The 24,778-nt window shown below is 57.3% G+C and carries 28 protein-coding genes; 7 read left to right on the top strand and 21 right to left on the bottom strand.

The genetic code is table 11. The features are described from left to right. Nucleotides 1–66: 66 nt before the first annotated feature. The 4 genes from H586_RS0104245 to H586_RS0104230 form a co-directional block, all read right to left on the bottom strand. Complete coding sequence (locus tag H586_RS0104245) at nt 67–480, bottom strand: hypothetical protein (RefSeq protein WP_027181432.1); 414 nt, start codon at nt 478–480, stop codon at nt 67–69. 148 nt (nt 481–628) lie between these two features. Further along, nucleotides 629–1,288 carry a (d)CMP kinase gene (cmk, locus tag H586_RS0104240; RefSeq protein ID WP_027181431.1) on the bottom strand — a complete coding sequence of 220 codons (660 nt, stop codon included), beginning with the start codon at nt 1,286–1,288 and terminating at the stop codon, nt 629–631. After that, nucleotides 1,281–2,432, bottom strand: coding sequence for a histidinol-phosphate transaminase (gene hisC / locus H586_RS0104235; RefSeq protein WP_027181430.1), 1,152 nt, complete (start codon nt 2,430–2,432; stop codon nt 1,281–1,283). The genes cmk and hisC overlap by 8 nt, the downstream gene beginning before the upstream one ends. A gap of 109 nt (nt 2,433–2,541) precedes the next feature. Further along, nucleotides 2,542–2,991, bottom strand: a complete 450-nt coding sequence (locus H586_RS0104230; protein WP_011367421.1) for a universal stress protein — start codon at nt 2,989–2,991, stop codon at nt 2,542–2,544. Nucleotides 2,992–3,254: 263 nt separating this feature from the next. On the opposite strand from H586_RS0104230, the gene H586_RS0104225 reads away from it, so the two are divergent. Together H586_RS0104225 and H586_RS0104220 are read left to right on the top strand one after the other, a co-directional pair. Beyond that, a complete protein-coding gene (locus tag H586_RS0104225; RefSeq protein ID WP_011367422.1) occupies nt 3,255–3,740 on the top strand; it encodes a hypothetical protein in 486 nt (161 codons plus the stop codon). Nucleotides 3,741–3,892: 152 nt separating this feature from the next. Further along, nucleotides 3,893–4,696 carry a class I SAM-dependent methyltransferase gene (locus H586_RS0104220; RefSeq protein WP_027181429.1) on the top strand — a complete coding sequence of 268 codons (804 nt, stop codon included), beginning with the start codon at nt 3,893–3,895 and terminating at the stop codon, nt 4,694–4,696. A 117-nt stretch (nt 4,697–4,813) separates the two neighbouring features. Here the strand turns inward: H586_RS0104220 and H586_RS0104215 are convergent, their stop codons facing one another. Beyond that, the gene (locus tag H586_RS0104215) at nt 4,814–5,299 is read right to left on the bottom strand and encodes a CinA family protein (protein WP_027181428.1); all 486 of its coding nucleotides are present in this window, start codon (nt 5,297–5,299) and stop codon (nt 4,814–4,816) included. 223 nt (nt 5,300–5,522) lie between these two features. On the opposite strand from H586_RS0104215, the gene H586_RS0104210 reads away from it, so the two are divergent. From H586_RS0104210 to H586_RS0104190, 5 genes are all read left to right on the top strand, one after another. Next, a complete protein-coding gene (locus tag H586_RS0104210) occupies nt 5,523–6,713 on the top strand; it encodes a cytidine deaminase (RefSeq protein WP_011367425.1) in 1,191 nt (396 codons plus the stop codon). 25 nt (nt 6,714–6,738) lie between these two features. Next, nucleotides 6,739–7,086, top strand: coding sequence for a PilZ domain-containing protein (locus H586_RS18100; RefSeq protein ID WP_011367426.1), 348 nt, complete (start codon nt 6,739–6,741; stop codon nt 7,084–7,086). 142 nt (nt 7,087–7,228) lie between these two features. Then, nucleotides 7,229–8,218 (top strand): glucokinase, encoded by a 990-nt coding sequence (locus H586_RS0104200; protein WP_011367427.1) that lies wholly within the window; start codon nt 7,229–7,231, stop codon nt 8,216–8,218. 43 nt (nt 8,219–8,261) lie between these two features. Next, a complete protein-coding gene (locus H586_RS0104195; protein WP_027181427.1) occupies nt 8,262–8,963 on the top strand; it encodes a TVP38/TMEM64 family protein in 702 nt (233 codons plus the stop codon). A 2-nt stretch (nt 8,964–8,965) separates the two neighbouring features. After that, nucleotides 8,966–10,423 carry a dihydrolipoyl dehydrogenase family protein gene (locus tag H586_RS0104190; RefSeq protein WP_027181426.1) on the top strand — a complete coding sequence of 486 codons (1,458 nt, stop codon included), beginning with the start codon at nt 8,966–8,968 and terminating at the stop codon, nt 10,421–10,423. Nucleotides 10,424–10,432: 9 nt separating this feature from the next. Here the strand turns inward: H586_RS0104190 and H586_RS0104185 are convergent, their stop codons facing one another. From H586_RS0104185 to H586_RS0104105, 16 genes are all read right to left on the bottom strand, one after another. Next, complete coding sequence (locus H586_RS0104185; protein WP_011367430.1) at nt 10,433–10,888, bottom strand: hypothetical protein; 456 nt, start codon at nt 10,886–10,888, stop codon at nt 10,433–10,435. 259 nt (nt 10,889–11,147) lie between these two features. Next, on the bottom strand, nt 11,148–11,885 hold the full coding sequence (hisA, locus tag H586_RS0104175) for a 1-(5-phosphoribosyl)-5-[(5-phosphoribosylamino)methylideneamino]imidazole-4-carboxamide isomerase (RefSeq protein ID WP_011367431.1): 738 nt from the start codon (nt 11,883–11,885) through the stop codon (nt 11,148–11,150). Beyond that, on the bottom strand, nt 11,882–12,532 hold the full coding sequence (locus H586_RS0104170) for a hypothetical protein (protein WP_011367432.1): 651 nt from the start codon (nt 12,530–12,532) through the stop codon (nt 11,882–11,884). Before H586_RS0104170 ends, hisA begins: the two co-directional genes overlap by 4 nt. After that, entirely contained in the window at nt 12,532–13,122 is a 591-nt protein-coding gene (hisB, locus tag H586_RS0104165) for an imidazoleglycerol-phosphate dehydratase HisB (RefSeq protein ID WP_027181425.1), read from the bottom strand. The genes H586_RS0104170 and hisB overlap by 1 nt, the downstream gene beginning before the upstream one ends. 30 nt (nt 13,123–13,152) lie before the next feature. Beyond that, nucleotides 13,153–13,908, bottom strand: a complete 756-nt coding sequence (tatC, locus tag H586_RS18095) for a twin-arginine translocase subunit TatC (protein ID WP_034618605.1) — start codon at nt 13,906–13,908, stop codon at nt 13,153–13,155. 347 nt (nt 13,909–14,255) lie between these two features. Next, a complete protein-coding gene (tatB, locus tag H586_RS0104155; protein ID WP_011367435.1) occupies nt 14,256–14,636 on the bottom strand; it encodes a Sec-independent protein translocase protein TatB in 381 nt (126 codons plus the stop codon). 36 nt (nt 14,637–14,672) lie between these two features. Further along, the gene (gene guaA, locus H586_RS0104150) at nt 14,673–16,223 is read right to left on the bottom strand and encodes a glutamine-hydrolyzing GMP synthase (RefSeq protein ID WP_011367436.1); all 1,551 of its coding nucleotides are present in this window, start codon (nt 16,221–16,223) and stop codon (nt 14,673–14,675) included. A gap of 47 nt (nt 16,224–16,270) precedes the next feature. Beyond that, nucleotides 16,271–17,728, bottom strand: coding sequence for an IMP dehydrogenase (guaB, locus tag H586_RS0104145; protein WP_027181424.1), 1,458 nt, complete (start codon nt 17,726–17,728; stop codon nt 16,271–16,273). A 376-nt stretch (nt 17,729–18,104) separates the two neighbouring features. Continuing rightward, complete coding sequence (locus tag H586_RS0104140) at nt 18,105–18,722, bottom strand: tetratricopeptide repeat protein (RefSeq protein ID WP_027181423.1); 618 nt, start codon at nt 18,720–18,722, stop codon at nt 18,105–18,107. Then, nucleotides 18,715–18,852, bottom strand: a complete 138-nt coding sequence (locus H586_RS20360) for a CcmD family protein (protein ID WP_011367439.1) — start codon at nt 18,850–18,852, stop codon at nt 18,715–18,717. Before H586_RS20360 ends, H586_RS0104140 begins: the two co-directional genes overlap by 8 nt. A gap of 10 nt (nt 18,853–18,862) precedes the next feature. Then, entirely contained in the window at nt 18,863–19,555 is a 693-nt protein-coding gene (gene ccsA, locus H586_RS0104130) for a cytochrome c biogenesis protein CcsA (protein ID WP_011367440.1), read from the bottom strand. Between the two features lie 54 nt (nt 19,556–19,609). Next, the gene (locus H586_RS0104125) at nt 19,610–20,287 is read right to left on the bottom strand and encodes a heme exporter protein CcmB (RefSeq protein ID WP_027181422.1); all 678 of its coding nucleotides are present in this window, start codon (nt 20,285–20,287) and stop codon (nt 19,610–19,612) included. Then, on the bottom strand, nt 20,281–20,928 hold the full coding sequence (locus H586_RS0104120) for an ABC transporter ATP-binding protein (protein WP_011367442.1): 648 nt from the start codon (nt 20,926–20,928) through the stop codon (nt 20,281–20,283). Before H586_RS0104120 ends, H586_RS0104125 begins: the two co-directional genes overlap by 7 nt. Then, nucleotides 20,918–22,843, bottom strand: a complete 1,926-nt coding sequence (locus H586_RS0104115) for a heme lyase CcmF/NrfE family subunit (protein ID WP_027181421.1) — start codon at nt 22,841–22,843, stop codon at nt 20,918–20,920. The genes H586_RS0104120 and H586_RS0104115 overlap by 11 nt, the downstream gene beginning before the upstream one ends. 127 nt (nt 22,844–22,970) lie before the next feature. Next, complete coding sequence (locus H586_RS0104110; RefSeq protein WP_011367444.1) at nt 22,971–23,384, bottom strand: cytochrome c maturation protein CcmE; 414 nt, start codon at nt 23,382–23,384, stop codon at nt 22,971–22,973. Nucleotides 23,385–23,513: 129 nt separating this feature from the next. Further along, nucleotides 23,514–24,551 carry a hemolysin family protein gene (locus H586_RS0104105; RefSeq protein WP_027181420.1) on the bottom strand — a complete coding sequence of 346 codons (1,038 nt, stop codon included), beginning with the start codon at nt 24,549–24,551 and terminating at the stop codon, nt 23,514–23,516. Nucleotides 24,552–24,778: the final 227 nt, after the last annotated feature.

Raw genomic sequence — 24,778 nt, 5'->3', positions numbered from 1 at the left:
AGCGTGCTGCCCTGTGAAGGGAGGGAGAGGGCAGTATGTCAAACGGCTGGAGTCTGGGGGACGCCGTTATGACCTGAATTTGCGTCCGATGCGCTGGGTGCAGCGCACGGGGCACAGCGCCGGAGCGGCGGGATGCCAGCCGTATGGCTTGTGGTCCGCATTCAGCATGTTTTGTATGGCGGCCGATGCACGGGCAGCGGCCGGGCGCAATCCCTTGTGACAGGGTTTGCACATCATGATGAGAAAGGCCGCCACGCCGGATACGGCGAGCAGCAAAGGTGCCGTGCCATACAGCACGGCAGCCGTTACGCCGATGATGGCGGCGGGCATGATGAAGGAAAATATCGCAAAACCCCGCGGAACAGGCGGTGTGCTTTCTGCGGGGCAACGGCGCGCGGTTTCGTTGATCTGCCTGCAGGTATCAGTAAGCAGCTGGTCAAGGTTATCCGCTGCAAGGATGACAGGCTGTCTTGCGGCCATGGTGAGTGCCTCCGGTAGTTATACATTCTTAATTGTATGTTTATCCGGAGTGCAATATCCTGTCAACAGATAACCGGTATTAACATAGGCTGAAAGCAAAAACGCCTGCTGATGCAGGCGTTTCGGCATACAGAAAATGTGCGTCCGGTTATTTGAGTTTGCTCATTATGGCTGCAAAAACTCCCTGCACATCCAGTTCGGTTGTATCAATAATTATGGCGTCGTCTGCGGGGCGCAGCGGTGCGACCACCCGGCTGCGGTCCTGATGGTCGCGTTTGCGTATCTGATCCGTCAGGGCCTTCAGGTCCGGTGTCTCACCGGCAGCCGTGAGCTGCTCGTACCGGCGGCGTGCCCGTTCTTCGGGCGTGGCATCCAGAAAAAATTTGTATCTGGCTGCGGGAAAGATGACGGTTCCCATGTCGCGTCCTTCCGCCACCAGAGAAACTTCACTGCCGAGTTTCTGCTGGGTTTTTTTCAGAAAGGTGCGGACCACTGGCAGCGTTGCCACGGCAGAGGCCAGCAGGGCAACTTCTTCGGTGCGGATTTCATCCCCCACGGGTGTGCCGTTGAGCGAAAGCTGCGTGGCAGCCCCGGCTCCGGATAATGAAAAGCGGAATCCGGCAAGTTTCTTTTCTATTTCGGCAGGTGGCACTGATTCCACCATATTGCCCAGTTTCCAGCCTATACTGCGGAACATGGCTCCGGTATCCATATACGCTATGCCCAGCTCTTCGGCTATATTGCGGGCCAGCGTGGTTTTACCCACTCCGGCGGGGCCGTCCAGTGTGACAATGATGTGTTCAGCCACGGAGAAGCTCCTTGAACTGAGCTATGAACAGCTCGTTTTCGTGCCTGTTGCCTATGCTGACCCGCAGACACTGCGGCAGGTTGTAGCTGCTTAGCGGACGTATGATGATACCGCGGCGCAGCAGTGCCTCGAATACCGCGCGCGCATCATGCGGGCAGTTTTCCGGCAGCGCGAACATGATGAAGTTGGCTGCGGAAGGGTACACCGTGCATCCGGCCCCGGTCAGCGCGCCGGTCAGATAGGTTCTGCCTTCGCGGGTTACACGCAGGGTCTGCGCGTGGAATGTGGTGTCCTGCAGTGCCGCTATGCCTGCGTACTCTGCCAGTATGTTGATGCTGAAAGGCAGCCGCACCCTTTTTACATAGTCAGCAAGGGCGGGATGCATAACGCCGAAACCCAGACGCAGACCGGCCAGCCCGTAACTTTTTGAAAAAGTACGCAGCACTGCCACATTGGGAAATTCTGTCAGGTGCGGCAGAACAGAGTGGGCGGCAGGGTCATCGGCAAAATCCATGTAGGCTTCGTCCACTACCAGCAGACATGATGAAGGAAGACGCCGCGCAAGATCGATTATTTCTTCGACCGGGGGGCAGTAGCCGGACGGGTTGTCGGGCGTGGTGATGAATGCGACGGCCGTGTCGGCATCAGCGGCGCCGACAAAAGCGTCGTAGTCGAAACTGAAGTCGGCACGCAGCGGTACCTGCCGGAACTCTACACCGCAGAAGCGCGTCTGCAGCTCGTACATGCTGAAGCAGGGATTGAATGCGACAATGTTGTGCTTTCCGGGGCGGGCCTTGACCCGAATGATAAGGTCTATCACCTCGTCAGAGCCGTTGCCGGTGACCACGCTTTCGGCAGCAACGCCGAAAGACCGGGCAATGGCGCTGACCAGCCGGGGATTGCCGGACTGGACATACCGGAAGGCAAGGTCTGCATGGGTACGCAGTGTCTGCTGAACCAGCGGCGAGGTGCCCAGCGGATTTTCGTTGCTGGCCATTTTCACGACCTGGGAAAGTCCGTAGCGTTCCTTGATTTCATCAATGGAAAGGCCGGGCGCGTATGGTTTGAATGCCGCCACCTCTGGCCGTATGGCTGTAACGGCCTCAGGCAGCCCGGAATCTTCCCGCTTTGCGGGTTCAGTCATGGGGGTGCTCCTTTGCAGGTATGGAACTGTAGCAAAAAAAGGGACGGTTCGTGAGAACCGCCCCTCTGGATAATCCACCTTTTGCGTCAGGGCAAGGCGTCCGCTGCTGCTAGTCTTCGATTTCGGGCCGGATGGTGAGCACAGGCATGCTGGCGCTCTTTACCACCTTTTCAGCCACAGAACCGAACAGAATGCGGTCGATGCCCTTGCGTCCGTGGGTGCCCATGATGATCATGTCCACCTTTTCGGCTTCGGCCACGTCCAGTATTTCTTCTGCCGCATAACCGGTGACAACGCGTCCCGATGCATTGATATCGGCAAAGTTTTCAGACACAAAAGCTTCCATGGTTTTTTCCGCGCCGGTTACAATTTCACCGACCAGTGTTTCAATGGAAGCCGTGGGCACATGAAAGCCCACATACTGGCTGAGGGAAGGAGCGGCATAGACAACAATGACTTCTGCTCCCAGAGACTTGGCAAACAGGCGTGCATGTTCGGCCACATCCTTGCTGTGGCTGGAAAAGTCAACTGCGCAGAGTATCTTGTTGATGGCGGGCATAGGGGCCTCCTTGGTACTTGTTTAAACCGCGAGCTTTAACGCGCGGATATTATTCTTTCTTATAATATAACGGGTTCGTGGCGCGGGTGCAATAGACATGACGTAAATTCTGCCGTAACAATTTCCGCAGAAGCAGGCAGTGCTGGTATTTTTTTCCCGTTGTTGTTATAAAATTATCATAATAACAAGTGCTTATATTTGTACTGCCTGTTGGCAGACTTATTGCTACATTCCGGTCAAAACCCTAACAGCAGGGGCAGGCTATGAAAATAACAAATGAACAACTGCAGGCATTGCAGCAGCAGGAAGAAGCCAGAAAGAAGCCGCGCGGCGCGGCTGCCGGTTTTGATTCGCTGCTTGCGGGCCAGTTGCAGGGCGGGGCACAGGGCGCTGCAGCGCAATCTGTTCTGCCGCCCCCCGGAGCGGGATCGGTCAATCCGTTGCTTATGGTGCAGCAGACCGGTCAGACAGAGGGGGCTGTACCGCTTTCCGGCGTGGCGGACACGCTGGGCGGGGTGCTGGACGACTGGGAAAATTATTCCCGCATGATCGCAGGAGAAGGCGGAAACGCCGATCTGCGCTCTGCTTACAGCACACTGGAGGGTATCGGCGAAGAGGTTGCCCGCATCCGTGATGCCGTACCCGATCTGGCAGAACGCCATCCCGGTATGGGCCGCATAGTGGACGAACTGGAAGTGATGACCGTCACGGAACGCTTTAAAATCAATCGCGGAGATTATTCCGCCTGATTGAAAGCTGAGCTTCTGTGATGCCGGAATGGCCCGCGGCGTAAGGTTTGTGGCAGCTTGCCGCCGTCTGCGGGCCGGTTTCCGGTCATGCGGCATGTACACAGTTCCGGTCGCCCTGCCGCCGGACAGCTGAAGTGAAAGGGCCAAGCGCAATGAACAGCAGAAATGTAGATTGGAGTGAGAGGACGGCCGGTTATACCGAAGAAATGACCAACCCCTACCATCAGCACAGGATGAAGGTGCTGGTTTCCTTGCTGCCTGAGTTGCGGCAGGGCATGCGGATTCTTGATTTCGGGTGTGGTGAAGGCGCGTTTTTGCCGTTATTGATAGAGGCGGGCGCCGAAGTACTGGCATGTGACAAAGAAGAAAAAATGATTGATCAGGTGCGCAGACGCCTGATTGAGAGCGCCATGCCGCTGCCCGGGCAGAATCTGAAGGCTGCCGGAGTTGAGTATCTGGCAGAAATTCCTTCAGATTCTCTGGACGGAGTGCTGGCGTTCAACGTCATTGCTTATTTTACGCCGGAAGAAGAGCATGAATTTTATTCGCAGCTCCGGCGGATTGTAAAGCGTGGCGGCTTTCTGGCTGTTTCCCATTCCAATATGCTGTTCGATTTTTTTTCGCTGAACAGGTACACCCTTCAGTTTTTTCAGAATCATCTGGTGCTGGGCGGGCAGTACGCTGCAGCGGTGGAAAGTCTTCTTGCCCGTACTGATCTGCCTGCTGGTGATAAAGCTTTGCCTTTGCCGGTGCGGGAAAATCCGCTGACCTATGCCTTAAAGCTGAAAGGTTACGGTTTTGCTGAAACACGGCAGGAGTTTATCAACAGACATGAGGCTCCGCCGCCTGTCCTGCAGCAGCAGACCTTTCCCGACACGCTGGCCGTGCCGGAACACGAACGCTGGAAGCTGCTGTTCACATGCAGTCAGTTCGCGTCTCTTGCTTTGCGCCAATGAGCGGCGCTCCGGTGCGGCAGGCGGAGCCGCATCGCATGAGCCACGGCTGAAGAACGGTTTACGGTGTCCGGTTGTGTAAAGATACAGCCGGACATTTTTCTGTTATTTCCGGTGCGGTCATTTCAGCATTTCCATAAGCCCCAGAAGGCCTTGTTCCACTGTCTGCAGCCTTACCGCGTCGCGGTTGCCGGAAAACAGAAATACGCGGCTTGTTGTTTTTTGCTGACAGTGCCAGCCTATCCATACTGTGCCCACCGGTTTCTGCGGGGTGCCCCCGTCAGGGCCGGCAATGCCGGAAACGGCGATGCCTGCAGTACATTGCAGCAGGCGGCACGCACCCGCGGCCATGGATTCCACAACCTGTGCGCTGACGGCCCCGTGCTGCTGCAGCACTGCCGCGTCTACTCCCAGAATATGCTGTTTCACGTCGTTGGCATACGCTATGACACCGCCTCTGAACCAGCGCGAACTGCCCGCCACGGCGGTAAGGACGGCTCCTGCAAGCCCTCCGGTGCAGGATTCCGCGGTGCACAGCGTCATGCGGCGTTCCGTCAGGGTGTTGCCCAGCGATACCGCAATGTCTTTCAGATGTTCAGAAAACATACCGGCTCCTTGTAATGCCGCAGTAGCATATGGCCGGTATGCCGGCAACGGCTGCTGCAGCGGTTGCCACCGCCGGCCCGGGCGGGTAGCATACAGAGCGGTGTGCAATGTTTCAGCACTAAACTCCCTGCCGTATCTGCCGAATAGAACAGGTGAACCGGTGCACACTGCCGGTGGCCGGATTATTGCTATAGTGCTGTCTACTCAACTACGGGGTTTGTTCATGCCGAAATCTGTTATTGCCGCCATACCGCGTCCGTCGCACATGGTGCGTTTCTGTGCGCTGTTCTGCACTGTGTGGCTGTTCTGCTGGCTGTTTGCTTTTCCGTTGCAGGCGGCACCGCTTAAAGTGATATACGGTTTTGACAGAGAGTTTCCGCCGTTTTCCTTTGAAGAAGCGCAGGGCATTCCCACGGGGTTTGATGTGGACCTGCTTAAAGCTGTCCTGCGGGATAAGCCGGTGAAGCTGATCATGCGTCCGCTTTCGTGGGATCAGGTGCTGGTGGAACTTTCCGCCGGAAATATCACGGTGACATCCGGCATGGCCAAGACAGCTCAGCGTGAGTTGTTGTACCGCTTCACAGAACGTCCCACCCTGCCTGCGCGGGTTATGCTGTTTACCAAAAATCATAACCGCGTGGGCAATGTGCGCCTGTTGCGCGGGCAGACTGTTTCTGTGGAAAAAGGGTCGTTTCAGCAGCGTGTGCTGGAAGGCTTCGGCGGGCTTAACGTCAAGCTGTTCAATACCAAGGTGGATGCCCTGCGGGCCCTGTACAGGGACGAAGTTGTGGCATACGGCGGGCCGGAGCGCACGGCGTACTATTATATAGAAAAGCTGAAGCTGGGCGGGATAACCACCGTCGGCACTCCGCTGCGTGTCACCGACGTTTTTTATGCGGTGAACCGCGAAGAGCCTGAACTGCTCAAGTTAATCAACGACGGCATGCTGGAAGTTATGCGCAACGGTGAGTATGACCGCATTTACCGAAAATGGTTTGTGCCGGAACTGTTGCCCGAAGAGCGTGCCGAACTGATAAAACAGGCCACGGCAGCGGCTATCAATGCCTATGCGCCGTATTCCAGAGTGCCGGTGGGCGCTGCTGTGCTTACCCGCTCCGGAAAAATCTTCACAGGCTGCAATGTGGAGAATCCCATGCTCAACCTTACGGGTACGGCACTGCGTACGGCCACGCTTAAAGCCGTGTCGGAGGGCGACATAGGCATCCGTGCAGTGGTGTCAGTGGGACCGGACGGACGCCTTTTATCACCTTCCGCTTCTGACAGACAGTTCCTCTACGAGTTCGGACGTGGTATACTGGCCCTGATAGAGCCTGAAAAAGGCGTCTACGAAGAGCGCATGCTCTCTGAGCTGCTGCCGGAACCGTATGTCCAGCGTCCGGAGTGGCAGGAGTAGTCTGTTTTTCCGGAGGTCGTGATTTATGGATGATCGTCGCAGAAGGTTGCGTGTGCCCGCACGGTATGCCGTGCATCTGGAATACGGCGGAAGCAGAAACAGGGCGTTGACCCTTGACCTGAGTCTGCGCGGGGCCTTGTGCATCGCGCATCCGCCGCTGCCGGTGGGCGCGGCATGCCGTTTTCTGCTTACTCTTGCAGAAGGGTATGAGCTGTCGGTAGATGCCGAGGTGGTGCGTGCTGAAAGTGATGAAACAGCTTTGCGTTTTACAGCCATGTCACCGGAAACCTATGCGCATCTGCGTAATATGGTCGAACTGCTGGCGGGCGATGCAGACGGTGTGGAAGCGGAGGAAACTGTACCGTTTCAGTAAATGCCGTATGTGCGGGGCAGATGTATTGTTACCGCATCTGCGCGCTTTGCCCGCCGCGTCAAGTAGGGTAGTATAGGCCTGCAGCCTTTGCGACATGCTCGCGTGGGGCTGCGGGTTTATTTTTTTCGAGCAAGGAGCAGGCATGGAACGCATTCTCGCAGTGGACATAGGGGGAACCAACAGCCGGTTTGCGGCCTTTGTGCTGCAGGCTGACGGTACGCTGAAATTTGAAGACAGCTTATGGCTTTCCACTCAGGGCGCGCAGTCTTTTCCGGCGTTGCTGGCAGAGCTGGAAAACCGCGGGTTTTCGCTGCTGCCGCGTGATGCGGACGTCATGGTGCTGGCTGTGGCAGGTGCTGTCGAAAAAAAAGGGCGCTATTGCAAAATATCCAATGCATCGTGGGCGGTTGATCTGGATGAAGTGGCACAGACGTTCGGTATCGCCCGCGGTCGTCTGATCAATGATTTTGAAGCGCAGGCTTACGCCTGCCTGTCCGAAGCCGTGCATGACGCTGTTACGGTGCAGCACGGTGTGGCAGAGGACGGCGCCCCCATAGCCGTGGTGGGGGGGGGAACCGGACTGGGCAAGTGTCTGCTGGTGTGTGACGGGGTGGGGCGTTATATCACCGTGCCGTCAGAGGGCGGTCATTCCGTATTTCCTTTTGTAGGCAGAGAAGAACTGGAATTTGCGGAATTTATACTGCGTGAGACAGGAAGACCGCAGGTTATCGGCGATCTGGTGGTCACAGGAACAGGCCTGCGGCTGCTCCACCAGTTTCATACCGGCGAACGGCTGTCATCGCGTGAAGTAAGCCGCAAGCTGGAAGGCGACTCCGTTGTTCTTGAGTGGTTTGCCCGTTTTTACGGCAGAGCCTGCCACGATTATGTGCTGGAAACCATGGCGCTGGGGGGGCTGTATATCGCCGGCGGGCTTGCTTCGGGTAATCCGGGACTTGTCACCCACCACGCGTTTGTACAGGAGTTTGTGCAGAGCGATGTGCACGGGCATCTTTTGCGCAAAGTGCCTGTGCGTCTGAACCGCAATGAAGAATCGGGCCTGTGGGGCGCGGCCGTGTGCGGCGTGCAGATGCTGAGAACCGGCCGCCTTGTACGCTCCGCCGGCGGAGCCTGATTGTGCCTGCTGCTGTTGTCCGGCCTGCGGGCAAGGAGTTTTCATGACTATTCGTAACACGGGCAGGGTGATTCTGCCTGTGGCTTTGGCCGTTCTTCTGGCAGTATTCTGGTATTTTGATCTGGGGCGTTTTTTTACGCTTGAATATGTGAAAGCTTCTCAGGATTCGTTCACAGCTTTGTACCGGCAGCACGGGGTGCTTGTGGTGGCCGGATATATGGCCCTGTACATTGCGGTGACGGCTCTGTCTCTGCCGGGGGCCACGGTTATGACTCTGGCCGGTGCGGCTTTGTTCGGGTTCTGGGTGACTCTGGCGGCTGTTTCATTTGCTTCCACCATAGGAGCCACACTGGCGTGTCTGGCTTCTCGCTTTGTACTGCGGGGCTGGGTGCAGCGGCGGCTTGGCGGCAGGCTGGAAAAGATCAACGCAGGCATAAGGGAGGACGGAGCTTTTTATCTGTTTTCTCTCAGGCTTGTGCCTGTCTTTCCTTTTTTTCTAATCAATCTGGCCATGGGACTTACCCCGCTGCCCATCAGGACATTTTACTGGGTTTCGCAACTGGGCATGCTGCCCGGAACCATTGTGTATGTGAATGCAGGTAAAGAGCTGGGGGCCATTGAATCGCTTTCCGGCATCCTTTCGCCTTCGCTGATACTGTCTTTTGCCCTTCTGGGGCTTTTTCCGCTGGCAGCGCGCAAGGTGCTGGAACGTGCAGCCGCATGGCGCAGCACAAAAGGAGCCTGATGATGGCAAAATATGACTATGATATCATCGTGATAGGCGGCGGTGCCGCCGGTCTGACCGTAACAGCCGGAGCCGCTCAGCTGGGCGTTAAGGTGTTACTGGTGGAAAGCGGGCATGCCCTAGGCGGCGATTGTCTTCATTACGGCTGCGTACCCAGCAAAACACTGCTGCGTACCGCCGGAGTGCGGCATCTGATGCGGCACGCGGCACGTTACGGACTGCCCGATGCGCAGCTGCCGCCGGTGGACTTTGCGCAGGTGGCGCAGCGTATCAGCGAAGTTCAGGCCGTCATCCAGCAGCATGATTCCGTGGAACGTTTCACTGCACTGGGAGCAGAGGTGCTTTTCGGTGCGGCGTCGTTTGCGGATGACCACACGGTGGAAATCCGTTCTGATGATTCTGTGGTGCGGGCCACAGGAGCAAAAATTGTCATCGCCACCGGGTCGGGAGCCTCGGTGCCCCCGCTGGAGGGGCTGAAAGAAAGCGGATATCTGACCAACAGAGAGATTTTTTCTCTGCCGGTGCTGCCGGCATCGCTGATAGTGCTGGGGGGCGGGCCTGTGGCTCTTGAGATGGCGCAGGCCTTCCGGCGTCTGGGAACAGAAGTGACCGTTGTACAGCGTTCGGGGCAGTTGCTGAGCAACGAGGATGCCGATATGGCGGATATCGTCAGGCTGCGGCTGGAATCTGAAGGGGTGCGTGTGCTTACCCGTACGGAGATGCAGTCTGTCCGGCGCGGAGCTGACGGTGTGCAGGTGCGCCTTGTACACGAGGGATCGGAAAAGCTGCTGTCTGCTGCAGAGTTGCTGGTGGCTCTGGGGCGTGCTCCTCATGTGTCGGGACTGACGCTGGAAAATGCAGGTGTGGTGTATTCGGCGCGGGGTGTCGGGGTGGATGCACGCATGCGGACCAACGTACCGCACATCTATGCCGCCGGAGACGTGACCGGCCGCTACCTTTTCACCCATGCGGCAGGGTACGAGGGGGGCATCATCATTGCCAATGCCGTATTCCGTCTGCCGAAAAAGGCTGATTATACCAACATGCCGTGGTGCACGTTTACTGATCCGGAGCTGGCATCCGTGGGGCTGAACGAACGGCGGGCGCAGGCCGCCGGAATCGATTATACCGTCCGCACTGAGTTGTTTTCAGGAAACGACAGGGCACTGGCCGAAGGAGCACCGGAAGGGCGCATAAAAATGCTGCTTGACCCGCGGGAAAAAGTGCTGGGGGTGCAGATATGCGGTGCCGGGGCCGGTGAAATCATCAACCAGTGGGTGGCTGTGCAGGCCGGGAAGGTTTCATTGTCCAGAATTGCCGGTGCGGTGTATCCGTATCCGACGCTGGGCGAAATAAGCAAGCGGGTGGCCGGCAATGTGATGGCGGACAAATTGTTCTCCGGCAAGGTGCAGAGTGCACTGTGTTTTCTTTTTCGCCATCAGGGCAAGGCGTGCAGCTAGCTTGCTCCGCTACTGCAGTCTTTCCGGCTGCCGGATGCGCTGCATGAGCACGCTCCATGTGGCTACCAGCGTGTCGTTCTGAAACAGTGCCCCTCTGTTTTCGTACGCTTCGCTGCTGATAAGCCTCAGGTGTTCGGTAGCGTGCTGGCGGGTTTCTGCAATGATGGACGATGATATGATGGTATCGCCTGCAAAGGCGAAGCAGCCGCTGACGTCACCCAGAGACGGGCTGGTGGAGCGCCATTGCGCGTAGGTTGCCTTGGGGGGCAGCGGCTGAAATGTGTACAGGTTTTCTATGTCCTGCGGCTGCGCGGTGAGAATGCGCATGAATGCATGGTTGGACCATTGTTCCGGCGTGTGGGTGACTATGGACCTGCCTTCCACCGGAACAGCTACACCGCTGATGTTGGAGAAGACACCGGAAAGCTGCCAGAATCCTTCTTCCATAAGAAATGTGTGCTGCATTGTGTTCTCTCCGGAGTTGCGGATGCCTTATGCAAAAGGGGATGTTTCCATCCCCCTGCATGACCGGCAGGTACTGCCGGAGTATCCGTTCATGATAATTTTTCAGACTGCCGCACCGCAGACGGGTCTGTGCTGCTGTTGGCAACCGGCCTGACCAAAAACATATGATACTGTCTGCGGCTACCGGCTCCGGTGCCTGAATACGACGGTACATAATCCGGTGCAAGCCTTGCAGCCATGCCAACGCATGGCGCATGCGTCATGCTGTCCGGCTGTCTATCCAGCGCATGGCTTCTGCCAGATCCAGCGAACCCTCGTAAATGGCCTTGCCGGTAATGGCGCCCTGCAGGTTGGCACTGCGGCTTACAGGATACAGATCGTAGACGTCCTGCATGGTCGCTACGCCGCCTGCCGCTATGACTGGTATTGCCGAGCGGACGGCAAGTTCGGAAAGAGCTTCCACGTTTACACCGCTCTGCATCCCGTCGCGGTCGATGTCGGTGTAAATGAGGAACGCGGCTCCCTGTTCTGTCAGCCGGGGCAGTACGTCGTAAATGCTCAGGCCGGAATCTTCCACCCAGCCTTTGGTTTTCAGTCTGCCGCCTTCCGCGTCCAGCGAAACGCCTATACGGCCCGGAAACGCTGAACACATGGCCCCGAACAGATCGGGATCGGTCAGGGCGATGGTGCCGATTATCAGCCGTTCAACTCCGGCATCCAGATACGCCTGCGCGGTGACGGTATCGCGTATGCCGCCGCCCAGCTGGACGGGAATGGATACACTGGCGCAGATGGTTCTGATCAGCTCGCGGTTGACCGGAGTGCCGGAAAACGCACCGTCCAGATCTATCACATGCAGCCAGCGTCCGCCCTGTTCTTCCCAGTGGCGTGCCATGGCCACAGGATCGCCGGAAAAAACCGTTTCCTGATCGGCCTTGCCCTGCCGCAAGCGAACCGCCTGCCCGCCCTTTATGTCCACAGCAGGAAAGATGATCACAGACCCAGCTCCTTGATTCCCTGATACAGTCCTTCGCGGGCCAGATCTTCTGCTGTGATCCACTTGCCTTTGCGTTCGACGAATTTGCTGAACTCCAGCAGATTGTCAGCAAGTGTCTGCTGGGTTTCTTCAAAATGGTAACGCGAAACAAGGGACTGCCCCTGCACGTCCATCAGAAAGAGGTCAAGGGTGACGCTTGCGGGGCTGGCTGCCGTCATGTTTTCGCCTTTGCGCTGGTGCCAGTCGATGAGATGCGGCACCAGCAGGTAGTCAACCTCCATGCAGCGGCCCACGCGCAGCCAGTGTTCAAAAGCGCTGATGCTTTTTTCGCCCTGCTGTGCGGCGGAAACTATTTCCTGACATTGCCTTCCCTGTTCACTGGAAACATACTTGCGTGCGGTGGCACCGGCAAGAATGGCGGCAAAGTCTTCATCAAGACCGCGCAGGGTCTGGTTGTCCACCTCCTGCTGATTTTCCGGAATGTAACCGGCCAGCAGCGCTGCCGTGGTGGTGGGCTGGGTAAAGCCCGCCACACCAATGTTGATATCGGGCAACGGCATGGGACCTTGGACAGGGCTGTAACAGCCGGTAAGCAGCAGCGCGGCCGCCGCCGTGACCAGCAGGATTTTTATGCAGAGTTTGCGCATCAGTCGAGACTCCCCTTGGTGCTGAGCAGTGCTTCGCGTTCACAAGCCGCGGCCCGGCGCAGAGCAAGCCCCAGACCTTTGAACGCGGATTCTAACAGATGATGACCGTTTTTGCCGTAAAGCAATGATATGTGCAGATTGATTCTGGCACCGTTGGCAAATGATTTGAAAAACTCGCGCCACAGGTCTGCCTCGTCACCGGCAATGACCGGCGGCAGCAGTTCGTCGCCGCGGTAAACCAGATAGGGGCGTCCGGAAATATCCAGATCGACTTCCGTCAGCGCTTCATCCATGGGTACCCGTGCGTTGCCTACCCGCGCTATGCCTTTTCTGTCACCCAGCGCCTGTGCGAAAGCCTGCCCCAGACAGAGCCCTGCATCTTCCACCGTATGGTGGGCGTCCACATGCGTGTCGCCGTTGCAGGTCAGGGTCAGGTCAAAGCCCGCCCAGAAGCCGAGCAGAGTAAGCATATGATCGGTAAATCCGTGACCGGTTGTTACCGATACTTCGCCTTTGCCGTCCACTGTAAGCGAAATGGAAATGGCAGTTTCTGTCGTGGTGCGCGTCACAGTCGCAGCGCGTCGGGTCATGGTGTCTCCTGAAAGCCGGAAAAAAAGCGGCTACGCTGTTTCTTCCTGCTCATCGTTTTCATCTTCATCCTGCCCGCCGGCTTTGGCGGACCGGCCGAAAATCTGTGCCACGTAGATGCTTACTTCATACAGCAACAGCAGCGGACCGGCCATAAGCAGCTGCGAGATGACATCGGGCGGGGTAAGAATGGCCGCCACAATAAAGAAGCACAGCACAGCAACTTTGCGGGCTTTGCGCATGGCTGCAGCGGTAAGAATGCCTATCCGTGCGCCGAAAAAGGCAAACAGAGGCATTTCGAAAATCAGGCCGAACGCTATAAGCAACTTGAGCGAAAAACCGAGATATTCACCAAGCTTGGGCATGGCCTGAATGGTCTCGTTGTTAAAGCTCATGAAAAAGTCGAAAGCGAACGGGAAAACAATAAAATAGCCGAAGCAGGCGCCCGACGCAAAGAACAGTGCGGAAACACCGGCCATGGGAATGATGTATTTTTTTTCCTCGTCGTACAGTCCTGGAGCGATAAAAGCCCATATCTGGTAAAATATGTACGGGCTGGTCAGGAACATACCGGCAACGATGGATATTTTAAGATAGGTGAAGAACGCTTCGGGCAGCTCGGTGAAAATCAAAGTGCTTGTTTCGGGCATTACTGCCAGCAGCGGAGCCACCAGATAGCCGAAAAGCTGTTCTGCAAAACCGTAACAGGCCAGAAAGCCTATGCCCACGGCAATACAGCAGCGCACAAGCCGGAACCGCAGCTCATCCAGATGTTCAAGCAGCGTCATGGGCCGTTCGTCTTCATCCTCTTCCTCATCTGCCGCCGCCTCGGTCACGCGGTTGACGGCAGGTACGGGAGGAACGGATTCAGAAAGAGCCGGGGCGTTTTCCGCCCCGGCTTTATTGTTATCGTCGGCGGATTCGGCAGACGGGTCATCTGCTGCGGCATCGCCGGTATCAGCATCAGTTCCGTCCCCGGGGGTGGAATCTGCTGCTGTATCCTGCTGTTCCGCTGCGGGCTGTTCGTTTGTGTCGCCCTGCCCGGCATCGGCGGTAGAAGTTCCGGTTTCTCCGTTTGCCGCAGTTTCGTGCTCTTCGGAATCTCCGGTCTGCCCGTCGCGTTTCAGCTCGTCACTCATGCCTTTACCTTCTGCTTGTCGGTTACGGCATCAGCATCGGCCTGAGCTGTTGCTGCCGTGTCCTGCTGTTCACTGTCAGGTGCCACGGCGATATCAGGCTTTGCATCGGGGTCGCGTTGTTCCGCTTTGGCCGTTTTCTTCTTTGCGGGAGTTTCATCATCGCCGTACAGGTCTTTTCTGGCTTCCTGTTTGCGCTTTTCGTGCTCTTCAAGCTCCACTTCGGTATTGATGGTCCGCTGGAAGTCTGTGGACACCCTGCGGAACTCGGCCAGACCCTTGCCCAGCGTGCGAGCCGCTTTGGGCAGGTTTTTAGGGCCGAGAACGATAAGAGCAACAACAAGGATAACAAGGAGTTCCGTAGTTCCGATGCCGAACATAGTCTGGTATCCGCCTTTTCAGCTTGTTACCCGCCCTTATTCCCACTCGATGGTGCTGGGCGGCTTCGAGGATATGTCGTAAACCACGCGGTTGACGCCTTTGACCTCGTTGATGATGCGGCTGGAGATGCGCTCCAGCACTTCGGAGGGCAGCCGCACCCAGTCTGCGGTCATGGCGTCGACACTGTCCACCACGCGCAGGGCTATGACGTGCTCGTAGGTGCGGTCATCGCCCATGACACCGACCGTCTTTAACGGCAGCAGTACGGCAAAGCCCTGCCACACTTTGCGATACCAGCCAGACGCCGTCAACTCATTCTGAACGATTTTGTCAGCTTTGCGCAGGATGTCCAGACGCTCTTCCGTTACCTCGCCGATGACGCGTATGGCAAGGCCGGGACCGGGGAAGGGATGGCGCCAGACAATGAAGTCGGGCAGGCCGAGTTCCACGGCCAGCTTGCGCACTTCGTCCTTGAAGAGTTCGCGCAGCGGCTCGATGAGCTTGAGTTTCATGGTTTCGGGCAGGCCGCCCACGTTGTGGTGGCTTTTGATGACGGCCGAAGGGCCCTTGTGCGATATGGATTCAATGACATCAGGGTACAGCGTGCCCTGCGCGAGATACTTCACGTTGGGAATCTTCTGCGACTCTTCATCGAACACGTCTATGAAGGTGTAGCCGATGATCTTACGTTTCTTTTCGGGGTCTTCGACTCCGGCAAACTGCTTCATAAAGCGTTCGCGGGCGTCTACAACCGTCAGGTTGAGGTCGAAGTGTTCGCGCAGATAGCCGGAAACTTCATCAACTTCATTCAGTCGCAGCACTCCGTTGTCCACAAAGATGCAGTGCAGGCGGTGGCCGATGGCCTTGTGCAGCAGCACGGCAACCACGGTGGAGTCTATGCCGCCCGAAAGAGCGCAGACCACCTGATCGTCGGGGCCTACCTGCTCGGAGACTTCTTTTATCACCCGCTCGCAGAAAGAAGACATGGACCAGTCAGCCTTGATTCCTGCAATTTTAAACAGGAAGTTGTGCAGCATGCGCACGCCGTCTTCAGAGTGATGGACTTCGGGGTGGAACTGCACGGCATAGATGCGGCGCTGGTCGTCGGCCATGGCGGCCACTTCCAGTGTTTCGGTGCTGCCGGTCACCGTAAATCCGGCGGGCACTTTTTTCACTCTGTCACCGTGCGACATCCATACCCGTGATGATTCATCTGTTTTCAGGCCGTCCCACAGGGGGCTTCCGGCGCAGAACTTCAGGTCGGCGGGGCCGTATTCGCGGGTTTCGGAGCAGGAAAGCTCTCCGCCCAGATTGTGCGCAAGCAGCTGCATGCCGTAGCAGATGCCCAGAACCGGCACGCCGAGTTCCAGCAGGCCTTTGTCCAGCGCGGGGGAATCTTCGCCCAGCACGCTGGCGGGTCCGCCGGAAAGCACTACAGCCGAAGGAGACATGGCGGCTACTTCTGCGGCAGTGACGATGCAGGGATGAATTTCGGAATAGACACCGGCCTCGCGGATACGGCGAGCGATCAGCTGCGTAACCTGCGAACCGTAGTCCACGATAATGACTTTGTTCTGCTTTTCCATTCTATTCCTCCGGGGCGTGCGTTACGCGCTCCGTTTGGGACGGTTGATTACTTGTCCATGTTATAGTTGGGGGCTTCTTTGGTGATGATCACGTCGTGCACGTGTGATTCACGAAGACCCGCAACGGAAATCTGCACCATCTGTGCTTTTTCATCCAGTTCTGCAATGGTGGCCGCGCCGGTGTATCCCATACCGGAACGCAGTCCGCCCACCAGCTGAAAGACCGTGTCGCCCACATGTCCGCGGTAGGGCACACGTCCCACGATGCCTTCGGGGACCAGTTTTTTGGTCTTTTCCTGGAAGTAGCGGTCGGAGCTGCCGTCCTTCATGGCGTCGATGGATCCCATGCCGCGGTAGATTTTGTAGGTGCGGCCCTGATAGAGCACGGTTTCACCCGGGCTTTCCTCGGTGCCTGCCAGCAGCGAACCCAGCATGACGGTGTTGGCACCCACGGCAAGGGCTTTGACAATGTCGCCGGAGTATTTGATGCCGCCGTCCGCAATGATGTGGCGGCCGAATTCTCTGGCGGCACGCACGGCTTCCATGATGGCCGTGATCTGGGGCACGCCCACACCGGCCACGATACGCGTGGTGCAGATGGAACCGGGGCCGATGCCTACTTTCACAGTGTCGGCTCCTGCCTTGAAAAGCGCCTTGGCGCCTTCGTAGGAAGCCACGTTACCTGCGATAAGCTGGCAATCGGGGAAGGTTTTTTTCACCATTTCCACGGTTTTGAGGATGTTCTGCGAATGCCCGTGGGCAGAATCAAGAACGAGGAAGTCGGCTCCGGCCCCGAGCAGGGCCTGTGCGCGGGCTTCGCATTCGCCGCCCACACCGATGGCGGCACCGACACGCAGACGGCCTTTGTCGTCTTTGCATGCCTGCGGGTATTTCTGCACCTTGTCGATGTCTTTCATGGTGATGAGACCCTTGAGTCTGTTGTTCTCATCAACCACAAGCAGTTTTTCGATGCGGTGTTCATGCAGGTGATGGCGGGCTTCATCCAGGGTGGTTCCCACCGGCACGGTTACCAGTTCTTCGCTGGTCATCACTTCGTGCACTCTGGTGCCTTCAAGATCGGTGACAAAACGCACATCGCGGTTGGTCAGTATGCCCACCAGTTCGGCGTCTTTAACAACGGGCAGACCGGAAACGCGGTATTCGCGCATGATCTGCAGCGCCTGCGCCACAGTGTAGTCGGGGGCTATGGTCACCGGATCGATGATCATGCCGCTTTCCGATTTTTTGACCTTTTCGATTTCAAGCCGCTGCTCGTCGATGGTCATGTTTTTGTGGATGACGCCCACACCGCCGTTACGCGCCATGGAGATGGCCATGGCAGACTCTGTAACGGTGTCCATGGCGGCGCTGATAAGCGGGATGTTCAGCTTGATCTGCGCGGTCAGCATGGTGGAAACGTCCACCTGATCCGGCGTGATCTCGGAGTAGCCGGGGACAAGCAGCACATCGTCAAATGTCAGAGCTTTGCCAAGAATCGTGCCCATGATATTTCTCCAAACAGGTTTCCGTCAGACGGCCGGCCCTTAGGCAGGCCGCCGTCTGCGCTGAGCCGTGCTTCCGTGGAGGAAGAAACGGTCTAAAATCAATGAAAAGTTAATCGACCTTAGTAGTCCTTTTGGGCGGCTTCTGTCAACCGGAAGGCGGCTTGTGATGCGGTTCTGCAAGCATCGGGTGCCCCTGTGCACCGCGAACCAGACCAAGGGGCAACGTCCGCAGATTATGCGCCGCAAGGTTACCTGATCAAGTGTAATTGTATAGCCGACCAAGCATAAACGGGCAACAGGCGTTGCAGCCTGCTGCCCGTGGAGGGTCAGTGTGCGGCCGGCAGGCCTGTCATGAAAGGGGGCTGCCGGCTTCATGCTATTTGTCTTCGTGTTTGTTGCCGGTCAGCTCGGCTTTGGCCCGGGCTTTCAGTTCTTCGCCGGCAGTGCCGGAAGCGAGTATGGCTTCCAGATGCGGCCGGGCTTTTTCAGGTGCCCCCAGAAAATGACCGTACAGCACGGCCAGATTGTACCGCGCCATGGGGTCGTCTTCCAGCTTTATGAGCCGTTCAAAGGTTGTGGCCGCTTCGGCATGCTGGCCCAGCTGGTATTGCGAAATACCCAGCATATACAGCGGGCGGGAATCAGCGGGAGCTGCCACCACAAGCTTGTTGAGGAACGTCTGGGCACGCTGCCAGTCCCCTGTGTCCATAAAATGCTGCGCAAGCGTCTGCAGAACTTCAGGATCGTTAGGGTTTTCCTGCATCATGCGCATCAGTTCAGTCAGTTCGCCGGTTGCGGCGGCCGACATGCCCTGTTCCGGGGCTGCAGCGTTTTGTTGCGGCGCCCGGCCCTGTTTGACAAGAGAAGGATGGTTCATCCTGTAGATGAACGACGTGATGAGCATGACAGCCAGAGCGGCGCCCAGTGCTGCCAGAATATACTTGGTTATGTTGTGCCTCGGGCCGAAAGCAGGCCCCGGATTGTGATTAGTCATCGTTCATAAGCTCCATTTGGCGGATACGCTTGTCGAGCTGCTGCTGTGTGCGTGCCATGAAGAACAGATAGGCGCCCACCCCGAGCCATACAGCGGCATTGGCCATAAGCAGCCAGTTGCTAGAGTCCATGCGGGCCTCCTTACAGGTCGTCTGTGGTTGCAAGTGAATCAAGCCGGTCCGTGTCCGCCAGCTGGCGTGTTCTGATGGCAGTCAGCGCATACCACAGAAAGCCGAAACACAGCACACAGACAACCGCTGTGGTCAGCATTTCCGGCTCCAGTCCGCCACCGCGGCTGGCAAATACGGAAGGGTGTATGGACCGCCACAGTCGAGCGGAAAAGAACACCAGCGGCACATCTATGAATGCCACTATGCCCAGTACCGCACACACCACGGCGCGCCGTTCGCGGGCCAGTCCCATGGAACGCAGCATCAGGTATCCTGCATACACGAACCACATGACCAGCGTGGTGGTCAGCCGCGGGTCCCATGTCCACCAGACTCCCCACGAATGCCTGCCCCATACGGAACCCGTGACCAGAGCAAGGCCGGAAAAAAGCACGCCGATTTCGGCGGCTGCACCGGCCAGATTGTCCCAGAACCATGTTCTTTTGTTCAGATACATGGCGCTGGCTACAAACACCGCAAAAAAGCTGATCAACGCCCACCATGCCAGCGGCAGGTGGATGTAGAAAATTTTTTGAACGATGCCCATGGTCTGTTCTTCAGGGGCGTATACGAAGATGAAGTACTGGCTGACGGCCAGAGCCAGTCCTGCCATGGCCGCTGCGTAGCGGGGCAGGGGGCTGCGGGGCCGTATGGAATCGCGCATGTGGACCTCGTATCGTTTTTGTGGATGAGGGCAGACTGCGGGTCTGCCGTCGGATCAGCCTTCTCCGCTGTAAATGAAGGGGAAAAGCACCAGCCCCGCACCCAGAAAGAGCGCGTCGAACGCCGCGGCAATGCCTATCCACGACTGTGCACCTTCCGGCAGCTGGCCGGAAAACGCTGCCGCCCCGAGCCGTATTCCGGCCAGAAGCGCAGGAATAAGCAGGGGAAACAGGATAATGCTGAGCATGGATTCTCTGGCTGCCTGCCCCTGCGACAACGCCCCGAGCAAAGAGCCCAGTGCCATGATGCCGAGGTCTACCAGAAAGACTGCGAGCAGACCTGCCGGCCATAGTGCAGAGACCGACTGCCCCAGAAAAACCACCGCTGCGGGAACAAACACGAGCTGCGCGCACAGCAGCAGCAAAAGGCCGGCAAGCCCTTTGCCAAGCCAGACGGACTGCACCGGCACCGGTGCCAGCAGCAGACCGAAGCGTGCGCCGTTTACCTCTTCAAGACCGTACAGCGTGTTGAATATGAGTACCTGACAGAACGCGGAAGCCAGCCAGAATATGGCGGCGGCGCCCTGCGGTGACATTACTTCTCCTATCTGCTGCGACAGGCTGAACACGAATATGAGCAGCAGGCCGAGCAGCAGTGCCTGTGTGAGTCCCGTGCCGCGGGTGAGAACCAGTCGCAGGTCTTTGGCGGCTATGCGCATGGCTGCGTTCAGCATGCTGCCTCCGGAATGTAACCGGCGGCGGGGCCGTTGTAGAGCACGCGTCTGTCCCCTATGGCAACCACCGCATCGGCCAGAGCCAGATCTTCCGCCACGGAGTGGCTGATCCAGACCAGGCCTGCACCGCGGTTACGGGCTTCTTCTATTTCGCGCCGCAGCATGGACATGGAACGTACATCCAGTCCTGTGCCCGGCTCGTCCAGCAGAATTAGGTCGGGCTGCAACAGGAAAATCCGGGCCAGATTCAGCCGCTGAGCCATTCCGCGCGAAAAACTGCCCGCCCTTTCAAAGGCGAACCGCTTCAGTTCCACGCGGTCCAGAATGTCGAGCAGGGCCTGCTCGTCAGTCCGCCGTCCGTGCAGCCCTGCCCAGAAAGACAGGTTTTCCAGAGCGGACAAATCCGGATAAATGAACGTCTGATGGCCCAGATAGCCAATTTTATCTTCGGCCGCATGACACAGCACCTTGCCCGCACTCGGACGGGCAAGTCCGGCCATGATGCGCAGCAGAGTGGATTTACCAGCTCCGTTGGCACCGGCCAGCAGGGTGATGCTGCCGGAGGTCACGCTCAGGCTTACATCTTTTATGACCAGTCTCGTGCCGTAGAATTTGGCTATCTTTTCCAGTTTAAGCAGCATCTTCCTGCACCATGGCGGCGTTGTTCCTGCGGGAGCGCACGGCGCGCATGCCAAGGAAGGGGAACAGGCTGGCCAGCGTGCCGCCTATCCACAGCCAGTTGACCAGCGGGTTGATGCTGACACGCAGCACGGCTTTGTTGTCCTGCGAGATACCGAGCAGCGTGGCGTACGGTTCATCACCCAGCGTAGGGATGGTTGCCGCTTCGGCATACTGGTTTCTGCTGAACTTGCTGTATATGCGCCGCTGCGGGTGCAGGGTGCCTATCTTTTTACCGTTTTTGGCTACTTCCAGCTCGGCTTCGATAAAAATCATACCGGGGCCTTCGCCTTCGTACAGCGCCTTGTAGGTCATGGCGTAGTCGCCCAGAGTCACTGTTTCACCCTTGGCGATTTCTATTTCTTTTTCCACCTTGTACGGGCCGGAAAAAGCCACGCCCAGCACCATGAGCAGCAGCCCGATGTGCACACCGTAGGCCGCAACGGATGAGCGGTTGCGCCGCAGATGCGGCTGGGTGGCAAAGAGTATGCCTATGCCCGCAATGGCGCCCACGGCACTGGCGGCACCCAGCAGCGCGGCCGGAATGCGTATGCCGGTCACAAAGAAGCCTGCAAGCAGGGCCAGAAAAATGCCCCCCGCCAGCGCTGCTGCTTTTGTACTGCGCAGGCCTTCTTTCCATCCCAGCCAGGGACAGATGACCAGCAGCAGCGAAAGCATGACAAACAGCGGCAGACAGACTCTGTTATAGAAGGCGGGTTCCAACCCCATGGGGTTGGCGCTCCAGAATTTGGAAAACACCGGCCACATGGTGCCCAGCAGTATGATGATGCTGAGCGCCATAAGCACCCACGCCACAATGACAAGAAAACCTTCGCGGCTGGCAATGCCCGAAAGAGGACGGGCGCCTTCCACCTTGTGCAGCATGGGGATGATGACGGAAATCGCTGTAAAGGCGATGATGAACACGAGCAGAGGCGCCCCCACTCCGCCGTCACCGAAGGCATGCAGCGAGTCCACGACTCCGCTGCGGACAAGGTAAGTGGCGAAAAATGCCGAGATGGTCGTGAGCGCCATCAGGAATATGTTTGTTCTGTGCAGCTTGTTACGGCGTTGTTCCAAAATGGATGTGTGCAGATAGCCCGAAGCCACAAGCCACGGGATGAGAGATGCGTTTTCCACAGGGTCCCATGCCCAGTAGCCGCCCCATCCCAGTTCCATATAGGACCACCAGCACCCCAGAATGATGCCTGCCGTAAGTGTGGCCCAGGCCAGCAGGGTCATATTGCGGCCGGCTTCGATCCACGAAACCTCATTACCCGAGTTTCTGTTAAGTGCCTGCGCCAGTGCCAGACAGCCCGGTACGGCAAATCCGCCGTAGCCCAGAAAGAGCAGCGGCGGGTGGAATATCATGCCCGGGTTCTGCAGCAGCGGGTTAAGCCCGTTGCCGTCGGCAGGTGCCGGATTAACGGTGATGAACGGGTTGCTCCATGTGGTCAGAAGCAGGGCGAAAAACGCCTGAATGATCATGAAAAACAGCCAGAAGTACGTTTTTGTACCGTCTGACATCACCCTGTAGCCCTGTGTGCACATAAAATACACGCCCGAAAGCGATACGCACAGCGCCCAGAACAGCAGCGAGCCTGCCTGTCCTGCCCAGAATGCCGTCAGCCGGTAAAAGACAGGAAGCAGCCTGTCGGTGTAGCTGGCGATGTATGCGTTGGAAAAATCAAATATCACGAGGCCGTAAAGCAGGATGAGCGAAGCTGCGGTCATGAGCCCCGTGACAAGTATCTGCCCTTTTTCCAGCAGGTGCAGTGCGTTTCTGCGTCCCTGCCAGGCCTGCGCCATGCTCAGGCCGCCCAGAGTGAGCGACAAAAGCAGACAGGCGGAGAGAATAAAGTACCCCGTAAGGTGCATGTGGTCTCCTTTACAGGACTATTTCATACGGCGTCAGCCGTGAGTGAGCGTAAAAAAAGAAGGCCCGCGGGAAGAACCTGCCTGTAAAAAAGGCCAGCTGGCTGCCGGCCTTGTTTCAGCCCTGTGTCTATTCCCGGTTTTCCTTCTGGTATTTCGAGGGACACTTGGTCATGAGCGTGCGTGCTGCAAACATTTGTGTCTGGGGGGCAACGCCGCCTTCTATGATTACTTCCGCACCGGGTTTGAATGTGTCAGGCACAGCGCCTTTATACTCAACCCACATGGTACGCGTTTTGTTGTCTTTGTCTTCAATCTGGAACCGGACGCCCAGTCCCTCGTCTATGCGCTGCAGGCCTTCGGCCTTGACCGTGCCGAACAGCCGCGCCGATTTCAGGTCGCCGGACGGCATGGCCAGCGCTTCTGATACATTCAGAAAATAAACGCTGTTCTGGGACAAGCCGGAAAAGAGCAGATATCCCACCCCGCCCACAAAAAGAAGCAGGGCGGCTATGTAGATGGTCTTGCTGTTTTTTTTCGGCATGGATGCTCCATGTGTTACGGTTTCCGAACGGTATGTATGGTCACCGCGGGCACGTGTGGCTCGTTGCTCGCGAATAATGATGAATTGTTGTTTTTACGAATACGGACTTTCCGGTCGGGAATCAAGGCTTCACACGCTTTTGCCGCCCGTAAGTCTGGCCCTGCGCGAGCGGGCCAGTTGCTGCAGGTCGGCAAACTGGTCCGATTCGTCCACGATTTCTTTGCCCAGAATTTCTTCCAGCACGTCTTCCAGTGCGACCACGCCGGCAACGCCGCCGTATTCGTCCAGCACCACGGCCAGATGCACCCGTCTTTCCAGCATTTGAGTGAGCAGCCTGTCAAGAGTCAGCGATTCAAGCACAAAAGTCACCGGAGTCATTATTTCGGAAAGGCGCGTCAGATGCCTGTCCGCAGCGACTTCCTGCAGAACGTGGCGGCGCATGACTATGCCCACCATGTCCTCGTTGTTGTCCTGCCACAAGGGGATACGGCTGTAGTTCCAGAATCCGGGGCGCTCGTGGGCCTCTTCCACGGTCATGTCCGCCTGAAGCGAAAAAACCACAGTGCGCGGGGTCATTATGTCTTCGACCCGCTTTTTATCCAGTGACAGGATATTCTGGATAGAAATTTCTTCATACGGTTTTAGGATGCCGGACTTGCGCGACAGGCTGACCAGCGCTCTGATATCTTCTTCCGAGGCTTCGGGGCGCGTTTTTGCCGGAGTCATCAGTCTGGTTATCCAGCCGCCGATGATGATAACAGGCGAAAGCAGCCACACAAGCATGTTGAGCGGAGCGGCCACCACTGAAGTCAGCGGGCGTGCGTACGTGACGCCCAGCGTTTTTGGTATGATTTCCGAACAGATGAGAATGATGACCGTGAAGCATGCCGCAAAGGTGGCCATATGTTCTGCGCCGAACACATTGGCCGCGGCTGCACCGGCAATGGATGCGCCGGCGGTGTTGGCCACGGTGTTCAGGGTGAGCACCGCTGTAATGGGTTTATCAATGTTGGAACGCAGGGTGAACATCAGTTCGCCCGAACGGCGACCCTTTTTGCGCAGTTGCTCGATATGGCTCCATGGAACGGAATACAGCACTGCTTCTGCCACGGAACAAGAAGCCGATATGATGACGGCAAAGGAAACCGCCAGAATAAATTCAATCATGACGGATGAATGATCCTGTTATGAAAAAGGAGGGGACGTTGCACCCACGGACGGCCGGAAAGACCGGATAAGCGTATGACATATGCCGCAAGTATAGCAATGCGGGAAATGATTATCAACACTGTACCTGCGGCCGCGGCAGCCCCTGCTGCGCGGGAAGTTTATCGGGGGCTTCTGCCGCCGGTGTGCGGGGCCTGCGGCCGCCGTGCGCCTTGCAAAAACATAAC

This window comes from Oleidesulfovibrio alaskensis DSM 16109 (assembly GCF_000482745.1).
Taxonomy (GTDB): Bacteria; Desulfobacterota; Desulfovibrionia; order Desulfovibrionales; family Desulfovibrionaceae; genus Oleidesulfovibrio; species Oleidesulfovibrio alaskensis.
This window is presented reverse-complemented; position numbering and strand designations above follow the sequence as displayed.

What these genes read in the sequence shown, in the direction of transcription:
- H586_RS0104245 (WP_027181432.1), bottom strand. Translation starts at nt 480, where the DNA reads ATGGCCGCAAGACAGCCTGTCATCCTTGCAGCGGATAACCTTGACCAG.
- hisC (WP_027181430.1), bottom strand. Translation starts at nt 2,432, where the DNA reads ATGACTGAACCCGCAAAGCGGGAAGATTCCGGGCTGCCTGAGGCCGTT.
- H586_RS0104230 (WP_011367421.1), bottom strand. Translation starts at nt 2,991, where the DNA reads ATGCCCGCCATCAACAAGATACTCTGCGCAGTTGACTTTTCCAGCCAC.
- H586_RS0104225 (WP_011367422.1), top strand. Translation starts at nt 3,255, where the DNA reads ATGAAAATAACAAATGAACAACTGCAGGCATTGCAGCAGCAGGAAGAA.
- H586_RS0104220 (WP_027181429.1), top strand. Translation starts at nt 3,893, where the DNA reads ATGAACAGCAGAAATGTAGATTGGAGTGAGAGGACGGCCGGTTATACC.
- H586_RS0104215 (WP_027181428.1), bottom strand. Translation starts at nt 5,299, where the DNA reads ATGTTTTCTGAACATCTGAAAGACATTGCGGTATCGCTGGGCAACACC.
- H586_RS0104210 (WP_011367425.1), top strand. Translation starts at nt 5,523, where the DNA reads ATGCCGAAATCTGTTATTGCCGCCATACCGCGTCCGTCGCACATGGTG.
- H586_RS18100 (WP_011367426.1), top strand. Translation starts at nt 6,739, where the DNA reads ATGGATGATCGTCGCAGAAGGTTGCGTGTGCCCGCACGGTATGCCGTG.
- H586_RS0104200 (WP_011367427.1), top strand. Translation starts at nt 7,229, where the DNA reads ATGGAACGCATTCTCGCAGTGGACATAGGGGGAACCAACAGCCGGTTT.
- H586_RS0104195 (WP_027181427.1), top strand. Translation starts at nt 8,262, where the DNA reads ATGACTATTCGTAACACGGGCAGGGTGATTCTGCCTGTGGCTTTGGCC.
- H586_RS0104190 (WP_027181426.1), top strand. Translation starts at nt 8,966, where the DNA reads ATGGCAAAATATGACTATGATATCATCGTGATAGGCGGCGGTGCCGCC.
- H586_RS0104185 (WP_011367430.1), bottom strand. Translation starts at nt 10,888, where the DNA reads ATGCAGCACACATTTCTTATGGAAGAAGGATTCTGGCAGCTTTCCGGT.
- H586_RS0104170 (WP_011367432.1), bottom strand. Translation starts at nt 12,532, where the DNA reads ATGCGCAAACTCTGCATAAAAATCCTGCTGGTCACGGCGGCGGCCGCG.
- hisB (WP_027181425.1), bottom strand. Translation starts at nt 13,122, where the DNA reads ATGACCCGACGCGCTGCGACTGTGACGCGCACCACGACAGAAACTGCC.
- tatC (WP_034618605.1), bottom strand. Translation starts at nt 13,908, where the DNA reads ATGACGCTGCTTGAACATCTGGATGAGCTGCGGTTCCGGCTTGTGCGC.
- tatB (WP_011367435.1), bottom strand. Translation starts at nt 14,636, where the DNA reads ATGTTCGGCATCGGAACTACGGAACTCCTTGTTATCCTTGTTGTTGCT.
- guaA (WP_011367436.1), bottom strand. Translation starts at nt 16,223, where the DNA reads ATGGAAAAGCAGAACAAAGTCATTATCGTGGACTACGGTTCGCAGGTT.
- guaB (WP_027181424.1), bottom strand. Translation starts at nt 17,728, where the DNA reads ATGGGCACGATTCTTGGCAAAGCTCTGACATTTGACGATGTGCTGCTT.
- H586_RS0104140 (WP_027181423.1), bottom strand. Translation starts at nt 18,722, where the DNA reads ATGACTAATCACAATCCGGGGCCTGCTTTCGGCCCGAGGCACAACATA.
- H586_RS20360 (WP_011367439.1), bottom strand. Translation starts at nt 18,852, where the DNA reads ATGGACTCTAGCAACTGGCTGCTTATGGCCAATGCCGCTGTATGGCTC.
- ccsA (WP_011367440.1), bottom strand. Translation starts at nt 19,555, where the DNA reads ATGCGCGATTCCATACGGCCCCGCAGCCCCCTGCCCCGCTACGCAGCG.
- H586_RS0104125 (WP_027181422.1), bottom strand. Translation starts at nt 20,287, where the DNA reads ATGCTGAACGCAGCCATGCGCATAGCCGCCAAAGACCTGCGACTGGTT.
- H586_RS0104120 (WP_011367442.1), bottom strand. Translation starts at nt 20,928, where the DNA reads ATGCTGCTTAAACTGGAAAAGATAGCCAAATTCTACGGCACGAGACTG.
- H586_RS0104115 (WP_027181421.1), bottom strand. Translation starts at nt 22,843, where the DNA reads ATGCACCTTACGGGGTACTTTATTCTCTCCGCCTGTCTGCTTTTGTCG.
- H586_RS0104110 (WP_011367444.1), bottom strand. Translation starts at nt 23,384, where the DNA reads ATGCCGAAAAAAAACAGCAAGACCATCTACATAGCCGCCCTGCTTCTT.
- H586_RS0104105 (WP_027181420.1), bottom strand. Translation starts at nt 24,551, where the DNA reads ATGATTGAATTTATTCTGGCGGTTTCCTTTGCCGTCATCATATCGGCT.